The sequence below is a fragment of the Frankia sp. AgB1.9 genome, from assembly GCF_016786355.1.
In the GTDB taxonomy this organism is placed as follows: domain Bacteria; phylum Actinomycetota; class Actinomycetes; order Frankiales; family Frankiaceae; genus Pseudofrankia.
Genome location: NZ_JADWYX010000021.1, coordinates 23,197 through 39,262 on the forward strand (window position 1 = coordinate 23,197; position 16,066 = coordinate 39,262).

12 protein-coding genes are annotated in these 16,066 nt (G+C 74.3%); 5 read left to right on the forward strand and 7 right to left on the reverse strand.

Annotation, left to right across the window (positions count from 1 at the left end; all coding sequences use genetic code 11):
• Nucleotides 1-102: 102 nt before the first annotated feature.
• Nucleotides 103-1,287, reverse strand: coding sequence for an amidohydrolase family protein (locus I6A60_RS10295; RefSeq protein WP_203021819.1), 1,185 nt, complete (start codon nucleotides 1,285-1,287; stop codon nucleotides 103-105).
• A 580-nt stretch (nucleotides 1,288-1,867) separates the two neighbouring features.
• Between I6A60_RS10295 and I6A60_RS10300 the strand changes: the two genes are divergently transcribed.
• Nucleotides 1,868-3,847, forward strand: coding sequence for an ATP-binding protein (locus tag I6A60_RS10300; RefSeq protein ID WP_203021818.1), 1,980 nt, complete (start codon nucleotides 1,868-1,870; stop codon nucleotides 3,845-3,847).
• A 67-nt stretch (nucleotides 3,848-3,914) separates the two neighbouring features.
• On the opposite strand, the gene shc is transcribed toward I6A60_RS10300, so the two are convergent.
• The 3 genes from shc to I6A60_RS10320 all read right to left on the reverse strand — a co-directional run bounded on the left by shc (nucleotide 3,915) and on the right by I6A60_RS10320 (nucleotide 8,866).
• Complete coding sequence (gene shc / locus I6A60_RS43435; protein WP_307873622.1) at nucleotides 3,915-6,248, reverse strand: squalene--hopene cyclase; 2,334 nt, start codon at nucleotides 6,246-6,248, stop codon at nucleotides 3,915-3,917.
• A gap of 262 nt (nucleotides 6,249-6,510) precedes the next feature.
• Nucleotides 6,511-7,431 (reverse strand): TetR/AcrR family transcriptional regulator, encoded by a 921-nt coding sequence (locus I6A60_RS10315; RefSeq protein WP_203021817.1) that lies wholly within the window; start codon nucleotides 7,429-7,431, stop codon nucleotides 6,511-6,513.
• Between the two features lie 262 nt (nucleotides 7,432-7,693).
• Nucleotides 7,694-8,866, reverse strand: a complete 1,173-nt coding sequence (locus I6A60_RS10320; protein WP_203021816.1) for a galactose oxidase — start codon at nucleotides 8,864-8,866, stop codon at nucleotides 7,694-7,696.
• Between the two features lie 307 nt (nucleotides 8,867-9,173).
• On the opposite strand from I6A60_RS10320, the gene I6A60_RS10325 reads away from it, so the two are divergent.
• Nucleotides 9,174-9,956 carry a DUF732 domain-containing protein gene (locus tag I6A60_RS10325; protein WP_203021815.1) on the forward strand — a complete coding sequence of 261 codons (783 nt, stop codon included), beginning with the start codon at nucleotides 9,174-9,176 and terminating at the stop codon, nucleotides 9,954-9,956.
• 52 nt (nucleotides 9,957-10,008) lie between these two features.
• Here I6A60_RS10325 and I6A60_RS10330 read toward each other — a convergent pair whose 3' ends face one another.
• Nucleotides 10,009-10,944: a hypothetical protein gene (locus tag I6A60_RS10330; RefSeq protein ID WP_203021814.1), complete on the reverse strand. Its 936-nt coding sequence runs from the start codon at nucleotides 10,942-10,944 to the stop codon at nucleotides 10,009-10,011.
• Nucleotides 10,945-11,387: 443 nt separating this feature from the next.
• On the opposite strand from I6A60_RS10330, the gene I6A60_RS10335 reads away from it, so the two are divergent.
• Together I6A60_RS10335 and I6A60_RS10340 are read left to right on the forward strand one after the other, a co-directional pair.
• Nucleotides 11,388-12,695 (forward strand): CoA transferase, encoded by a 1,308-nt coding sequence (locus I6A60_RS10335; RefSeq protein WP_203055600.1) that lies wholly within the window; start codon nucleotides 11,388-11,390, stop codon nucleotides 12,693-12,695.
• On the forward strand, nucleotides 12,692-13,723 hold the full coding sequence (locus I6A60_RS10340; protein ID WP_203042239.1) for a MaoC family dehydratase: 1,032 nt from the start codon (nucleotides 12,692-12,694) through the stop codon (nucleotides 13,721-13,723). Before I6A60_RS10335 ends, I6A60_RS10340 begins: the two co-directional genes overlap by 4 nt.
• Before the next feature lie 45 nt (nucleotides 13,724-13,768).
• On the opposite strand, the gene I6A60_RS10345 is transcribed toward I6A60_RS10340, so the two are convergent.
• On the reverse strand, nucleotides 13,769-14,344 hold the full coding sequence (locus I6A60_RS10345) for a MarR family winged helix-turn-helix transcriptional regulator (protein ID WP_203013449.1): 576 nt from the start codon (nucleotides 14,342-14,344) through the stop codon (nucleotides 13,769-13,771).
• 484 nt (nucleotides 14,345-14,828) lie between these two features.
• On the opposite strand from I6A60_RS10345, the gene I6A60_RS10350 reads away from it, so the two are divergent.
• Entirely contained in the window at nucleotides 14,829-15,725 is an 897-nt protein-coding gene (locus I6A60_RS10350) for an undecaprenyl-diphosphate phosphatase (protein ID WP_203013435.1), read from the forward strand.
• Nucleotides 15,726-15,883: 158 nt separating this feature from the next.
• Here I6A60_RS10350 and I6A60_RS10355 read toward each other — a convergent pair whose 3' ends face one another.
• Nucleotides 15,884-16,021 carry a hypothetical protein gene (locus I6A60_RS10355; RefSeq protein ID WP_203013432.1) on the reverse strand — a complete coding sequence of 46 codons (138 nt, stop codon included), beginning with the start codon at nucleotides 16,019-16,021 and terminating at the stop codon, nucleotides 15,884-15,886.
• Nucleotides 16,022-16,066 lie beyond the last annotated feature (45 nt).

The window sequence follows — 16,066 nt, forward strand, 5'->3', positions numbered from 1 at the left end:
CCGGGGGGGGGGGGGCCAGAAAACCCACCCCCCCGCCCGGGCCCCCCCCCCGGGGGGGCCCCCCCCCCCCCCCCGGGCCTGGGCCGCGGCGGGCGGGCGAGGTCACGCGGCGGCCTGGGAAGCGCCGAGCAGGTCGACGCAGTTGTCGCGCATGATCTTGCGAACGTCGCCCTCGGAGAACGCGCCGAGCTCCTTGCGGAAGTCCAGTGGCTGGGCGACGCCCTCGCCGTGCGGCCAGTCGGAGCCGAACAGGATCCGGTCGACGCCGATCAGCTCGGCGAGCGCCGAGAGGTCCTCTTCGAGGTAGGGCGTGACCCACAGGTGGTTGCGCAGGGTGTCGAGCGGGTCCTCGGCGAACGCCCACGGCCGCTGGTTGGCCTGCTTGCGCAGCCGCTTGACCAGCAGCTCGATCCAGTCGGAGCCGTTCTCGATGCTGGCGACCCGCAGCGACGGATGACGCGTGAAGACGCCGTCGACGAGCAGCGAGGCCACGGTGTCGTGGATGGCCCGGTCGGAGACCAGGACCCGGGTGAGGACGCTGATGTTGCCGTAGCCCTCGAACCGGGCGGTGCCGCCCCACGCGGTGGTCGACGCCTCGTAGCCCGAGTCGCCCAGGTGGAAGGCGACCGGCACCGACGCCTCCGCGAGCCGCGCCCACACCGGGTCGTAGCGCTTGTCGCCGAGCGAGCGGGACGTGCCGTGCTCGGCCGGCACCGGAGCCGGGCGGACGTGCACCATCCGCGCCCCCTGCGCGAGCAGCCACTCGATCTCGGCGACGGCGGCCACCGGGTCGGCGAGCGACAGCATCGGCACCCCGATCAGGCCGCGGTAGTCGAAGCCCCAGTCCTCGGCCAGCCAGCGGTTGAAGGCCGACAGGCTCGCCATCGTCGCGTCGATGTCGTCCTTGAGCCCCTGCTCGACGCCCACGCCCAGCGTCGGGAAGAGCAGCACCGAGTCCAGTCCCTGTGCCGGAAGCAGGTCGGCGCGTACCTCACGGTCGCGGTACTCGGGCCGCAGCGGCTCGACCTGCATCAGCGTCCGCGGGTCGACGCCCGCCGGGATCTGGCCGCGGAAGAGCGGGTCCAGGCAGCCCGCGACGACGATCGGGTCGAAGGTCGGGTTCGGAATGAAGCGGTTCACCTCACCGCCGACGAGCATCTTCACCCGGCGGCCCTGCTGGACCACCTGGACTCCGCGTTCGGTGAACTTCTTGGCCAGATGCCGGGTGAAGGCGTCCAGCGGCTCGTAGTAGTGGTTGTCGGCGTCGATGGAGCCGTAGTCGGCCATGAGATCCTCCTGCTGCCGGGCGGGCCGTGGGGCGGCCGGTGACGTCAGGACGCGCGAGCGGCGCCGGAGGCGGCAGCCGTCGGCCGCGCCCGTCAGCCGGGCCGGCCCGTGTGCCGACGCTACCCCATCGGTGTGAAGATATCTAGATATATTGCCGCCGCGAGCCGCCGCCCGCACTCGAGCCCACCCGAGCCGGCCGGGCCGGCCGAGCGTCCGCGCGCCGGTCCGACCCGCGGCGTCGACCCGTCAGGCGCTGGCCGTCGCGGCCGAAGGAATGCGGAGCTGTTCGTCTTTGTCCTGGTCCGGGTCACCCGGGCGGCCGGCCGCGAACAATGGTGACCGATACCTTCGCCGACGCCGCCGCGGTATTCCGGCGCGGCCTCATTTCGCGATTTGGCGCGTGTTACGGTGCTCGTCGCGCCGCCGTCCAGCTGGTCGCCTTCCGGGGGCCCGGCGGCGGACCTGCGGCTCGGCCGCGACGAGCACCCGCGTAAGCGCGGCGCCGCGGTTCCGTAAGTCGTTTTCCCCCCAAAATGACTGATGGAACGGAACGGGTTGCCATGCCGACAGAGCTCCCACGATGACGAACGTGGTCGCCAGCGTGGCGAACAGCGTCGTCGTCCTGACCTACCTGGCGATCTCGTTGACCATCGCGCGGGGGCTGTGGACCTCCGGCCAGTGGCGGACCAACAAGCTCGGCATGGCGACGTCGGCGATCTTCTTCACCTGCGCGCTCGGGCACGCGGCGCACGCGGTGGCCGCCATCGGGGCGCAGCTGCGCGGGCAGCCCGAGCACGACCATCTGGACGCGCCGGGGCTCGGCCCGGCGGGAGCGTTCTGGGACCTGGTCACCGCGGTCGTCGCCATCTGGTACTGGTCGCTGCGCAGCCGGTTCCCCGCCCTGGTCCGCGGCGCCGCGGTTTTCGAGGACCTGCGGCTGCGCCAGACCGCGGAGCGCCGGCTGCGGCTGTCCGAGCGCCGGTACCGCGGGATCGTCGAGACCACCAGCGAGGGCGTCGTGCTCATCGACGACGCAGGCCTGGTGGAGTACGCGAACGCGCAGTTCGCCGCCCTGGTCGGCTGCACGCCCCGTGAGGCCAGAGGGCGGGCCTTCACCGACCTGGTGGCGCCCCAGTACCGCGACCAGCTCGCCCAGGCGCTCGTCGGGGTCCGGGCGCAGGGCACCCAGCGGCTCGAGGCCGAGCTCGTGCCCGGCGGCGGCCGGACGGCGGACCGGTCCCCTGGCCAGCGGGTGCACGCGCAGATCGCGCTGACGGCCCGGGCCGAGTACGACGCGGCCTGGGCGGACGAGCCACCCCCTGGCGCCCACGCCGCCAGCGGCGGCGCGCTCGCGATGGTCGCGGACGTGACCGAGCGGCGCAACGCCGAGGCGCAGCTGCGCCAGTCGCAGCGCCTCGACGCGATCGGGCAGCTGGCCGGCGGCGTGGCCCACGACTTCAACAACCTGCTGACGGTGATCGACGGGTACGCGGCGATGCTGCTGGGCGAGGTCGAGGGCCCGGCGCGCCGGGACGTCACGGCCATCCAGGAGGCGGCGGCGCGGGCGTCGGCGCTGACCCGCCAGCTGCTGGCGTTCGCGCGGACCCAGCCGGTGCGGCCGGAGGCTGTCGACGTGGATGAGCTGGTGACCGGCATCGAGGACATGCTGCGGCGGCTGATCCGCGAGGACATCCAGATCACCGTCCGGGCGGCGGCCCGGGCGACCGTGTGGGCCGACCGGGGCCAGCTGGAGCAGGTGCTGATGAACCTGGCCGTCAACAGCCGGGACGCGATGCCCGACGGCGGCCGGCTCACCATCAGCACCGCGCGCACCCCGGCCGGAGGCGCCGACGGCGACCAGGTGACGATCACCGTGGCCGACACCGGCCACGGCATCCCCGAGGACATCCAGCCGATGATCTTCGAACCGTTCTTCACGACGAAGGAGCCGGGGCAGGGCACCGGCCTGGGCCTGTCCACGGTCTACGGCATCGTGCGGCAGGCCGGCGGCGACGTCGCCGTCGACTCCACCCCGGACCTCGGCACCGAGATCCAGGTCCGGCTGCCGGCGACGGCGACCGCCGCGGCGCCGCGCCAGGCCGGCCGGCGGCTCGTCGCCGACCGGCTCGCCGGCGGCCGGGGCACGATCCTGCTCGTCGAGGACGACGCCGAGATCCGCCGGCTGTCCGAGCGGATCCTGCTCGCCGCGGGCTATGACGTGCTCACGGCCGCCGACGGGCGCAGCGCGCTCGACGTCGCGGCGTCCGCCCGCGCGCTCGACCTGCTGGTCACCGACGTGATCATGCCGCGGATGAACGGGCGCCAGCTCGCCGACTGGCTGCGCGCCAGCCGGCCCGACCTGCCGGTCCTGTACGTCTCCGCCTACCCGCGTGGCCTGGTCAGCTCGAACCGGCCGGCCGGGCCCGACGGCGCCTACCTGGAGAAGCCGTACACGCCGTCGCTGCTCACCGCGAAGGTCAGCCTGCTGCTCGCCGCGGCCCGGACCGCCGGGTCCCGGCCGGGGGGTGGGTCCCCGACGGGCACCCCCGTCGGGGGCTGACCCCGCGCGGCCGGTCGGCCCGGAACGGACCGGCCGGCCACGGCGGGCTCGGCCGCGGCGGGCGGGCTCAGTGCCCCTTGCCCGCCAGGGCCGCCTGGTAGCGGCCGAGGGCCATGACCGGCCAGACCAGCCGGTACAGGTGGTAGTTGATGTAGAAGTAGCCGGCGAAGCCGGTCCCGGTGAAGTAGTCCTCGTCCCAGCTGCCCTCGGCCGTCTGGGTCTCGGCGAGCCAGGCGACGCCGCGGGCCGCCGCCTCGCCCTTCACGCCGTCGCCCACCCGGCCGGCCCCAATCAGCGCGAGCAGCGCCCACGCGGTCTGCGAGGCCGTGGAGACGCCGACTCCCGCGGTCGACATCTCGTCGTAGGAGTAGCAGGACTCGCCCCAGCCGCCGTCCGGGTTCTGCTTGGCGACCAGCCAGTCCGCGGCCCGCTGGATCGCCGGGTGCGACGCGGGCAGGCCCGCGGCGCGCAGCGCCGGGACGACCCCGCCGGTGCCGTACAGGTGGTTGACCCCCCAGCGGCCGTACCAGGAGCCGTCGGCCTCCTGCGAGTGCAGCAGCCACTCGACGCCCCGCTTCGTGCGCGGGTCGTCGCCCAGGCCCAGCTCGCCGAGCAGCTCGACGACGTGCGCGGTGACGTCCGCCGACGGCGGGTCGGTCAGCATCCCGAAGTCAGCGAACGGGATCTTGTAGACGAGCTCGCCGGCGTTGTCGACGTCGAACGCGCCCCAGCCGCCGTCGGCGCACTGCATGCCGAAGACCCACTGCAGGCCGCGGTAGGTGGCGGCGACGACCTTCTCGGGCCGCGGGTGGGCGACCCGCATGAGGGCCAGCATCACCTCGGCGGAGTCGTCGACGTCCGGGTAGGTGTCGTTGTCGAACTCGAACGACCAGCCGCCGGTCGGCACGTCCGGGATCGGCACCGACCAGTCACCGCGCCGCTCCCTGACCTCCTCGGCGAGCATCCAGTCGGCGGCCCTGACCAGGCTCGGGTCGTCGCGCGGGACGCCGGCGTCAGCGAGCGCGATCGTCGCCAGGCAGGTGTCCCAGACCGGGGACTGGCAGGCCTCCTGCATCCGGGCGCCGTCCGGGAGGGTCACGCTGTACTCGTCGAGTGAGCGCAGCGCGGCGGTCATCACCGGGTGGTCCACCGGGTAGCCGAGCACCCGCAACGCCATGATCGAGTAGACGGTCGGCGGCTGGATGCCGCCGAAGCAGCCGTCCGCCTCCTGGCGCACCACGATCCAGCGCTCCGCCAGACCCAGCGCGAGGGAGCGCACCGGCCTGATCGGGTGCCGGTGGTAGACGTGCAGGAAGCGGTCGATACCGCCGAACAGCAGGGCCCAGTTGACGTGGTCCAGGGCGGCCTGCCGCAGCACGCGGCGGGTCCGGAAGCCCACCCGGGCGACCAGGCGCGTGGGCAGCGGCAGGCCAGGGCCGCCGCCGTCCTTGGCCCGGCCCATGACGTCGGGCGCCGCGGGCCGGCCCTTGGCCTTGCGGCCGCCCTTCGCCGGCGCCGGCCTGGCGGGCCCGATGGCGAGCGCGGCCGGCTGCCGGAGGGTCTCGGTCCCGGGGGCCGGCTCGGAGAACATGTCGTCGATGGAGGCGTCGCGCCACGCGGTCGGCCCGTCGGCGGGGCCGGCCTTGCGCGCCTGCTTCCGCGCCGCGGCCGCCCGCTTCTTCTTGGTGGCCGGCGGGGGGAACAGCTCGGTGATCGGGAACGGCGGTGTCCCGGCCGGGCGGTGCGCCATCAGCACCATGATGGCCACGATGGTCTGCCGGCCCCAGGACGCGAACTTGTAGATCGACAGGGGCATCTTGGCCGGGACGAAGATCAGCTCCGGCGGCAGCACGGGAAGGTCCTCCCAGCGCCACCAGCCGAACAGCGCCAGCCAGATCCGGGTGAAGATCCGGGTCGCCGGCACGCCGCCGCGGGCCCGGGCCCAGGCGGCCGCCGCGCGCATGTGCGGGTCCTGCGGGCTGTCGCCGACCATCCGCAGCGCGACGTAGGACTCCACGGTGGCGTTCAGGTCGCCCGGACCGGCGTGGTAGATCGGCCACGAGCCGTCGGCGTACTGCTTGGACCGGATGAAACGCGCGGTGCGTTCGGCCTGCTCGGGGTTCCAGATGCCGAGCCAGTGGCGCAGCATCAGGTCCTCGGAGTCCATCGTCGTGTTGGTCTCGAGGTCGCCCTTCCACCAGCCGGCCTCGTCCTGCAGCGACTTCAGGTGGGCTACCGCCCGCCCGAGGGTGTCGTCGGAGGCCGGCGACGGCGCCGGGCTCGGCTGGACCTCGACCGCGACGGTGCGCGCGACGAGGTCGTCTGCGGCGCCGCGCGGCGCGGGGGCGAAGGCCGCTTTCGGAGTCCCGGCGGCGAGTGCCGTCTCGTCAGTGGTGGTCACGGGAATGCCCTTTCTCCGCGTGCGCGGCGTTGCGTACGGCGATGACGTGACATAGCGCGAAATAACGGGCGAGCAACGGCCGTCGGGTACCACGGGCCGGGTCGGGACGGGGACCAGCCGGGCTGTCCGCGCTGGAACGGCGGGGCGGGACGACGGTCGCGGGGACGCGGCGCCGCTGGGACTGCCAGCCGCTGGGCTGACACGTGGAATCTGGTGACGGCCGCGGGCCTGGGGCGTGCGGGCCCCGGCCGGACCGGGCGGCTCAGCCGCCAGCGGGGAGTGGTGGACCGGTTGGCTGGCCGGAGCGCGGCGCCGCCGGCGGCGGGCCCACCGTGCGGGCCGGTGCCGGGCTCGGGGCCGGACTCGGCACGCCGGGAGGACTGTCGGCGGGGACGAGCTGGTCGACGCAGTACTCGACGATCGCGAGCATCTCGTCAAGATCGTGGTCGCCGCGGGCGAACCAGGCCCGGATGCCCACCTGTACCGCGGCGAGGAAGGCGGCGGCGGTCAGCTGCGGGCGCAGGTCGACGCCACCGGGCGTCGGCCCGGCCGGCGCCGGGAAGCGGGGCCGGATGGCCGTGGCGAGCCGGTCACCGAGGCGCATCATCCGGGCCAGCATCGCGGCGCTGACCGCGGGCGCCGCGTCCTGGCTCAGCAGGTGCTCGACGTAGCCGCGGAACGCCGCCGGCCTGGGCGCCATGGCGACCCAGGCGTCGAGTGTGGCGGCGCGCAGCGCGGCGAGCGGTGGCTCGTCGCCCGGCCGGCGGCCGAGCGCGGCCAGCGCCAGCTCGCCGACCTCGTCGAGCGGGGCGAGCGCGACCTCCTCCTTGGTCGCGAAGTACCGGAAGAAGGTGCGCACCGACACGTCCGCGCCGGCGGCGATCGCCTCGATGGTGGTCGTGTCGTAGCCGTGCTCGGTGAACAGCGCGTGCGCCGTCTCGACGATCGTCTGCCGGGTGCGCAGCTTCTTGCGCTCCCGCAGCCCGCCGCCGGCGGCGTCGGCCTCGTCGGTCGGGTCGCCGCCGTCGGAAGTGGTGAGACCGGCGTCGTCCGCGGGCTGGAGGCGCTCGGTGCCGCCGTGCCGGCCGAGCGGCCGCAGCACCGGCGCGCCGACGGCCGCGGTGGCGCTCAGGCCGGCCAGCAGGCGGCGCGCGGCCGTTCCCTTCGCCGTGCCGGTCGTCATGGTCCCTCCCCGGGCGCGGGCGGTCGGGCCGTCCACGCGATCCGAGGAGATCGTATGACAAGGAATGGCAGATGGCACTAGCTGCCACTTTTTTGACAGTCGTGGTGGGCCGGGCGAATCGGACCGCTACCTGTGGTAACGCCCAGAGCCCGGGTGTGCCGAGCGCGCCGTCGCAGGGGCGTGCCGATCAGGCATGTGCCTGCCGCGCAGGAGTCGGCCCCCTTCCGCGCCAGTGCGGAAGGGGGCCGAGAGGCGTCGCCGGCTACTGCGGTGTGAGCTCGGTAACGCCGTCGGAGACCTTCTTCGAGACCTCGCCGCCCAGCAGATAGGCGTTGTTGCCCGTCGCCGCCGAGGCGGCGTTCTCCACGCCCTCCGGCAGGTCGCCGGCGTCGCTGACGCTGTTGGTGGCCGGGTCGAACTTGTAGATCTTCGGCTGAGCCTGGCCGCCGGACTGGCCGCCGGCCAGGTAGGTGGTGCCGCCGACGGTGAACGCCGAGGCGTCCTTCAGGGCCGCGGGCAGCTTGCCGACCGTCTGGGTCTTGCCGGTGGCCGGGTCGAACTGCTGGATCGCGTCCGTCGGGCCGTCGGACGCCTCGCCTCCGAAGATGGTGACCTTCTGGTCGCTGCCGGTGCCGGTCGTGGCGACGGCCGGGTTGCGCACCGGCTTGTCGAGCTTGCCGGCGGTCTGGAAGGTCTTGCCGTCCTCGGTGGACCAGATGTCGCCCTGCGTGGACTTGCCGTCGTCGCCGCCGACCAGGTACGTCTTGCCGTTCGCCGTGGTGGCGTTGAGGTTCTCCCGGGGCGCCGGCAGCTTGCCGACGTCCTGGCTGGTCCCGCCCGAGTAGGTCTGGACGGTGTCGGTCACGCCGCTGGCGTCGTCGGAGCCCTTGGTGTTGCCGCCGTAGACGGTCGCGGTGCCGTTGACGACCGAGCTCGCGGCGTTCGCGACCGGTGTGTGCAGGGTGCCGGCCGAGGTGGCCGTCTTCGCGATCGGGTCGATCGAGGTGACCTGGTCGGTCGCCTTGCCGCCCGAGTCCTGACCGCCCAGGGCGAGCACCTTGCCGTTGTCGGCGACCGCCGTGGCGCCGGTCACGCCGTTCGGCAGCTTGTACGGCGCGGCGACGGCGGTCAGGTTCTTGCCGGCGGCACCCGGGCTCGCGGACCCGGTCGCGCTGCCCGTCGCGCTGGGCGAGCCGCTGCCCTCGGTGCCGGTCGCGGTCGAGCCCGGCGAAGCTGTGCCACTCTCGGTCGCCAGCGTCGTCGTCGGGACGGTCGGGCCGGTCGTCAGGACCGTCTGGGCCGACGCGGGCGACTGGTCGCTGGAGCAGCCGGTCACCAGCGCGGCCGTCAGCAGGCAGCTGGCGGCGGCGGACGTCGCAAGGGCCGCCGGCCCGCGTCGGGGCCGCCGGGACGATGATCCATTGCGTGTGTTCACGTCAGCATACTCACTCAGCGTGACGACCGCGACGAGTCGACCATGGGATCGCCCGGCGTGGCGGCGTGACTTCGGGCCGCCACGTACCCGGACCACACCGGGAACCCCGTCCAACCGTCCCTCGGCGTTGTCCACCGTGTTGACGAGCCGCGGGCGAGGCGGATGATCAACTGACTTCGTCCGGCAGGCGACACCGCTGGCGGCGCCCGTGTGAACCGGGACGATGATGGCCAAATCCCATTCGTTCGTGGGCGGTGTGGGCGCGAGCCCGCATCCTCGCCGCCCGGAGTGCTCTGGAGGGGCGGCCATGCGGCCATGGAGGCTGGCGGCTCGGGCCGCCGTGGGGATGCTCGCCGGAGCGCTCGCGCTGGTCGTCGCCGGCTGCGGCCCGAACATCGAGAACGATCTGCCGCCCGCGACCGCCTCGCCGACCGGCACGACCAGCCCGGCCACCGTGACGCCGAGCGCGAGCCCGTCCTTGCCGCCTGGTGACCGGGCCTACCTGGCGCAGCTGGCCGCCACCCTGCCCGGCCTGAGCGCCGACGACGACTGGAAGATCGAGCAGGCGAGCTGGACCTGCCTGGAACTCGACGCGGGAATGACGCTGCGGGGCGCGGCGACCACCACCGCGCTGGTGTCGGACGACAAGCTCACCGTCGCCACCGCGACGACGCTGGCCCGCGCCGCGGTGCCCAACTACTGCCCGCGCCACGCCGCCGAGCTGGCCTTCGACGGCAACGCCCCGCTCGACCGCACCCTCGACGCGAACGGCCAGGGCGCCTGCTTCTGGCTCGACTACGCCCAGGAGCTGTCCAGCGGCGGGAAGCGGGTCGGCGACATAGACCTCGCCTACGCGGTGTTCGCCGCGGGCGCGAGCGCCAAGCGGGCGTTGCCCCCGGACTTCCGGGCCGCCTGGCTGGCCATGACCAGCGACATCAGCACCCCCCAGGGCATAGCCGACCGCGAGGCCCTGTGCGGGCAGCACGGCTGGCCGAGCGGGCTCGCCGGCACCGTCGGTGGCGGCGGCGGGAGCGGCGGCTCCGGCGGTGGGGGCACCGGCTCCACCGGCGGCGTCGGGCAGCCCGCCTGACGAGGCCCGCGCCCGGCCGGCCCGGGAGAACAGGACCCTGGAAGAGGGGTCCTCAGTCCAGCGGGGACGTCGAGAGGTCCTGCGACGTCGCCTGGAAGATCGGTGTCCCCACCGGGCCGCGCCGGCCGGTCGGCCCGGTGGCGACCGTCGCGTGGCCGGGGTCGAAGGTCGCGTACACCCGCGGCCAGCCGGCGGAGGTGAGCTCGATCAGCAGCCGCCGGGTCGCCGGCCGGTTCCACAGCGCCGCGATCCCGTCGCCGAGCTCGTCGAAGCTGTCCCGCTGCCAGGTCGCGTCCAGCAGCACGGAGAACGACGAGTAGAGCATCGCCTGCCGGGTCTCGGCCGCGGCGATCTCGGGTGGCACGCCGTCATGACCGCGGACGCCGCTGCTCGCCGTGGTCTGCTGGGCGTTGGCCGGGTCGAGCAGGGCGAGCCGGCGGGCCTCGTCGACGTAGGTCGGGACGGCGCCCAGCGACGTGCTCATCCAGCGGTAGCGCCCGATCGTCGCCCAGGTCAGCCCGCTGGTGAGGTCGTAGTCCGGCGACCGGGCCAGCCAGCCGCGGATCAGGTCCGCCCGGCGCGAGAACGAGCGGTTGAGGTTGTCGTGCTGGCTGTACTCGCGCAGCTGGCGGGTGACCCCGAGGAGCTCGTGGAACAGGGCGGCGTCCGTCGGCGCGGTCTCGGTGAGGTAGCGCAGCCGCCCCATCAGCGTCAGCAGCGTCTCGGCGTCGGCGCTGTCGGTCGAGCCGCGGCGGGCCTCCCGCCAGGCCTCGGTCACCCGGCGGTGCATCGCCTGGACGAGGCCGACGCTGGCGACCGGCGGCATGCCGACCCGCAGCTCGCTGTCGCGGCGACGCCAGGTGTCGAGGTCGATGCGGCCGTCGTACGCGGCGCGCTGCAGGCCGCCGATCTCGTCGAGCAGTGGGACGGGCCATCCGAACAAATAGGCCGGCGGGGCCTTGACGAGTTCGCGAATGTCGTCGTCCACGCGTCACAGGATGAACCTGACCGCTGGCAGGCGCGACGGGTGGTACCCGGCCGTAACAGCCTGCCAACACGAAGGTTCACCGCCGTCAGCGCGGCGGGGTCCTGATCCGGTTCGGGGCCGGTACCGGCGACCGTTGGTGACGGTAGGGCGCACCCGGCCGGCGGGACCGACGGCCACCGGGCAGCGTCGGGTGAACACGGGCGGCGTCGGGTGGGTCTCGGTCGGTCCTGAGCGGTCGGGCCGCCGACGGCGGCGCATACATTCGTCGCGGTAGCTGTTCCAGGAGGAGGTGGCGGGGCCGGCCGGCGCGGACCCGCGGCGGCCTCGACCTGACCTCGCGAAGGAGTTCACGTGCCCGCCCCCGCTCGCCGTCCGCACTGTCCGATGAGCCCGCTGCCGAGCCTCCCGCCTGGCCGTGCGGCCGGCGCGCCGGGACGGGCGGCATGACGCCGGCCGCGGCCGCCCGGCCGCTCGACGGGCTGCGCGTCATCGAGTGCGCGAGCTTCGTCGCCGGGCCGACCGGTGGCATGACGCTCGCCCAGCTCGGCGCCGACGTCGTCCGGATCGACCCGGTCGGCGGTGGCAGCGACTACCGGCGCTGGCCGGTAGCCCCCACCGGCGAGAGCTACTACTGGCACTCGCTCAACAAGGGCAAGCGCTCGATCGCGGTCGACATGCGTTCGACCGAGGGCCGTGAGCTGATCACCGCGCTGATCGCCGCCCCGGGGGATGACCGCGGCATCCTCATCGACAACGTCGTCGGCCGCCGCTGGATGGCGAACGACGTCCTCACCGCCCGCCGGCCCGACCTGATCCATGTCCGGGTCCAGGGCTACCCGGACGGCAAGCCGGCCGTCGACTACACCGTGAACGCGGAGGTCGGCCTGCCGGGCATCACCGGCACCGAGGAGGGCGGCGCCCCGGTCAACCACGTGCTGCCCGCCTGGGACCTGGTGACCGGCCTGTCGGTGTCCACCGCCGTGCTCGCCGCGCTGCACGCCCGCGGCCGCACCGGCAGGGGCGCCTACATCGAGATGGCGCTGTCCGACGTGGCGCTGGCCGGCGTCGCGAACATGGGCTGGCTGTCGGAGGCCGCCGCGAGCGGGCACGAGCGGCCCCGGCACGGCAACCACGTCTACGGCAGCTTCGGCGTCGACTTCGCCTGCCGCGACGGCCAGCGAGTCATGGTCGTGGCGCTGACCGAGGGCCAGTGGGCCGCGCTGTGCTCGGTCACCGGGACCGGCCCGGTCTTCGCCGCGCTGGAGACGGCGCTGGACGCCGACCTCACCCAGGAGGACGCGCGATACCGGCTGCGCGAGACGATCGCCGCCGTGCTGCGGCCCTGGTTCGCCGGCCGCGACTCCAAGCAGGTCGCGGACGAGCTGGACGCGGCCCGGGTGCTGTGGGGCCGCTACCGGGGGATGACGGACGTCGTCGCCGCGCACGCCCGCGGGGTGCACCCGGTGCTCGCGCACGTCCTGGTCCCGGCCGACGACGCGCCGCGCCGCGAGGTGCCGTCACAGGGCCTGCCGGCGATCACGGCCCGCTCCCCGCTGCGCTGGGACGGCGCGTACGGCGCGCCCGGCGAGGCGCCCCGGCTCGGCGCCGACACCGCCGCGGTCCTCGCCGAGGCCCTCGGCCTGTCCGACGCGGAGATCGGCAGGCTGGCCGGCGCGGGCGTCATCGCCGCCACCGACGGACCGTCCGCCACGGCCGCCCAGTCCGCTGCGGCCGGGCGGGGGACGCCGTGACGACGACCGGAACCGAGACCGAGGCCGTGGTCGCCGAGGGGCCGTACTTCGACGAGCTGGCCGTGGGCCAGGTCTTCCGCTCGGCCCCGGGCCTGACGCTGTCCAGCGGCCTCGCCGACGCGCACCGCGCCATCGTCGGCGGGCGCCTCCCGCTGGCCCTCGACGCGGCGCTCGCCGCGCGGGTGACCGGCGCTGACCGGCCGGTCGCGGCGCCGAACGTGGTCTGGGACGTGGCGATCGGCCAGTCGACCGTGGTCACCCACCATGTGAAGGCCAACCTGTTCTACCGGGGGCTGGTGTTCCGTCGCGCCCCGCTGATCGGCGACACGCTGCGCACCAGCACCGAGGTCGTCGCGCTGCGGCAGAACAAGGCCCGGCCGGGCCGGCGGCCGACCGGCCTGGCCGTCCTGCGGATCACCACCGTCGACCAGCAGGCCCGCCCGGTGCTCGACTTCTGGCGGTGCGCCATGCTGCCGCTGCGCGACCCGGACCGGGCCACCGGCCACGGCGACGACACCGACGCGGTCGGGGTGGCCCCGGCGCCGGCCCAGCTCGCCGCCGCGGTCGACGGCTGGGACCTGACGCCCGTCGCCGAGCTCGGCGCGGGCCCCCGGTTCGCCGACCTGGCGGTCGGCCAGCGCTGGGTCGTCGGCGGCGGTGACGTCGTCTCCAGCGCCCCCGAGCTGGCCCGGCTGACGCTGAACGTCGCCCAGGTCCACCATGACGCGGCCGCGGCGGGCGGGCGGCGCCTCGTCTACGGCGGCCACACCATCGGCCTCGCGTTCGCCCAGGTGACCCGGGCCCTGCCGTCGCTGGTCACCGTCGCCGGCTGGGCGGGCTGCGACCACACCGGGCCCGTCCACGAGGGCGACACGCTGCGCGGCGAGATCGTGGTCGAGGAGCTGTCGCCGCTGCCGGCGGGTGGCGGCCTCGCGCGGCTGCGCACGCTGGTGCGCGCCGATGCCGAGACGCCGGGTGGCCCGGCCCGCGACGTGCTCGACTGGCGTTTCTTCGCCGTCTTCCCCTGACCGGCGAACCGCGGGGGCCGAGGGATGCCTTGGCCCCCCGCGGTGTCAGGGGGTGGGGCCGGTCGCCTCGGTGAGGCCGGTGACGAGGCGGTGCAAGGCCGGCAGGGCGGCGCGGATGCGGCCCTGGTCGACGTCGGTAAGCCGGCCGAGGACGTCGACGACGGCGTCGTGCAGGCCGCGCTCGACGCCCTCGACCTCCTTGCGGGCCTCGTCGGAGAGATAGAGGCGGGCGATCCTGCGGTCGCGGGGGTCGCCGTGCCGCTCGACGAGGCCGGCGCCGACCAGGTCGGTCAGCAGGGTGGACAGGTTGTGCGGGCGCATCGAGAGGGCCTCGGCGGCGACCCGCACCGAGATCCCCGGCTGGCTCGCCAGCAGCCGCAGCACCTGGATGTGACGCGGGCGCAGCTTCTCGAACGCCGCCGGGGTGGCCGCCGGCTGTTGGGCTCCGACGGCCTGCCACAGTAGCCGGGCGGCGTCGACGACCTCGTCGGCGAGCCGCTCGGTGCGCCCGCCGCGGGTCGAGACGACGGTGGCGAGGTCGTTCGCGAGCCGCTCCGGGAAGACGGCCGCGCCGGTCGCCTGGCGGCGGGTGCCCGGCGCTGTCGGCGCGGGCGCGGTCATCTCGCCGGCCCGGCCGGCTGGCTGCGGGCGATGGCTCTGGTGGTGGCGACGGGCGGAGAGGTGGACCGCTCGCCCGGGAGAGTTTCCCTGAGTTGTCCGCACATCACACAGCCTGTTCTATCGGAGTTTCCTCCGCATTCGCCTGAGGTTTCCCGAACGTACCGGGAGTCAAGGCCCTCGCGCGCGGGGTGGACCGCGTGAGAAGGGTCTCCTGGCAGAGTCACTCTCGCGGGCGAGTAGCTTCCGGATTGGGCGGCTAGATCCCGGTTCACGCTTGATGGCCCCGATTCGCCCCCGCCGCCGCGGGATGGGCGCCGATGGCCTGCTTGCCGGCGCCGGGACGGCGTCGGCTAATCTCAGGCGCCGTGACCAGGTACGGAACGCGCTCCGGCGACTCGCCGCGTGAGCCCGCGGGCCGGCGCAGCCCAGCCAGCGCCGCCGCCGATGGCCCGGCGGTCCCTCTCACCAGCCCGGCTGCCGCCGCGTGAACTGGTTCCAGGGTGGTGCCCTCGGTCTGGTCCAGGGGCTGACCGAGTTCCTTCCCGTCTCCTCCAGCGCGCACCTGCGGATCGTGGCCGCGCTCGCCGGCTGGGAGGACCCTGGCGCGGCGTTCACCGCCGTGAGCCAGATCGGCACCGAGACGGCGGTCCTGCTCTACTTCCGCAAGGACATCGCCCGGATCGTGTCGGCCTGGGCCCGGTCGCTGCGGGACCCGAAGATGCGCCAGACGCTGGACGCCCGGATGGGCTGGCTCATCATCATCGGCTCGATCCCGGTCTGTCTGCTCGGCGTGACGCTGAAGAACACCATCGAGGGGCCGTTCCGGGACCTTCGGCTCATCGCGATGACGCTGATCGTGCTCGGCCTGATCCTCGGCGCCGCCGACCTCTACGCCTCCCAGGCCGGCCGGCGTGGTCGGCACGCGTTCCCACGCCCGCGCAAGACGGTCGAGGACCTGACCGTCCGCGACGGGCTGATCTACGGCCTGTGCCAGTCGCTGGCGCTGGTCCCGGGGGTGTCCCGCTCCGGCGCGACCGTCAGCGGTGGGCTTTTCCTCGGCTACACCCGCGAGGCCGCGGCGCGGTACTCGTTCCTGCTCGCGATCCCGGCCGTGCTCGCCTCCGGCCTGTTCGAGCTGAAGGACGTCCCGGGCAGCAACGTCGCCTGGGGGCCCACGGTGCTCGCCACGGCGATCGCGTTCGTGGTCGGCTACTCGGCGATCGCCTGGTTCCTGCGTTACATCTCCACCAGGAGCTTCGCGCCGTTCGTCATCTACCGGGTCGCGCTCGGCATCCTGCTGCTGGTCCTGATCGCCAGCGGCCACCTCGACGCCCACGCCGCCGACACGCCGACCGCCGCGCCCCCGCCGACGGCCGGGTAGGCGCCGCGTCCGACAAGGTTCGCCTCGTCCGAGGGCAGCAAGATCGCTGTCTTCGCCCTCGCATGGCTGTAACTGCGGCGTTTTTGTGACCATGCGAGGGCCGAAACGGCGATCAAGTCAGCGGGCGGACCTGGCCGGATACGGCACTGGGTCGCGTCCTATTCGGAGACGACGTCCTGGACGTTCGTCGCGGTGAGGGAGCGATGGAACCAGGTGTCGAGCTGGTCGAGCTCTCCACAGCCGAGGACCTTCTCGCGCAGCTCGTCGGGCACCTCGATGCCGCGGGCGGCGAGCACCGCCAGCAGCGCCTCCCGCTTGGCTTCGGCCAGGCCCTCGGCGCG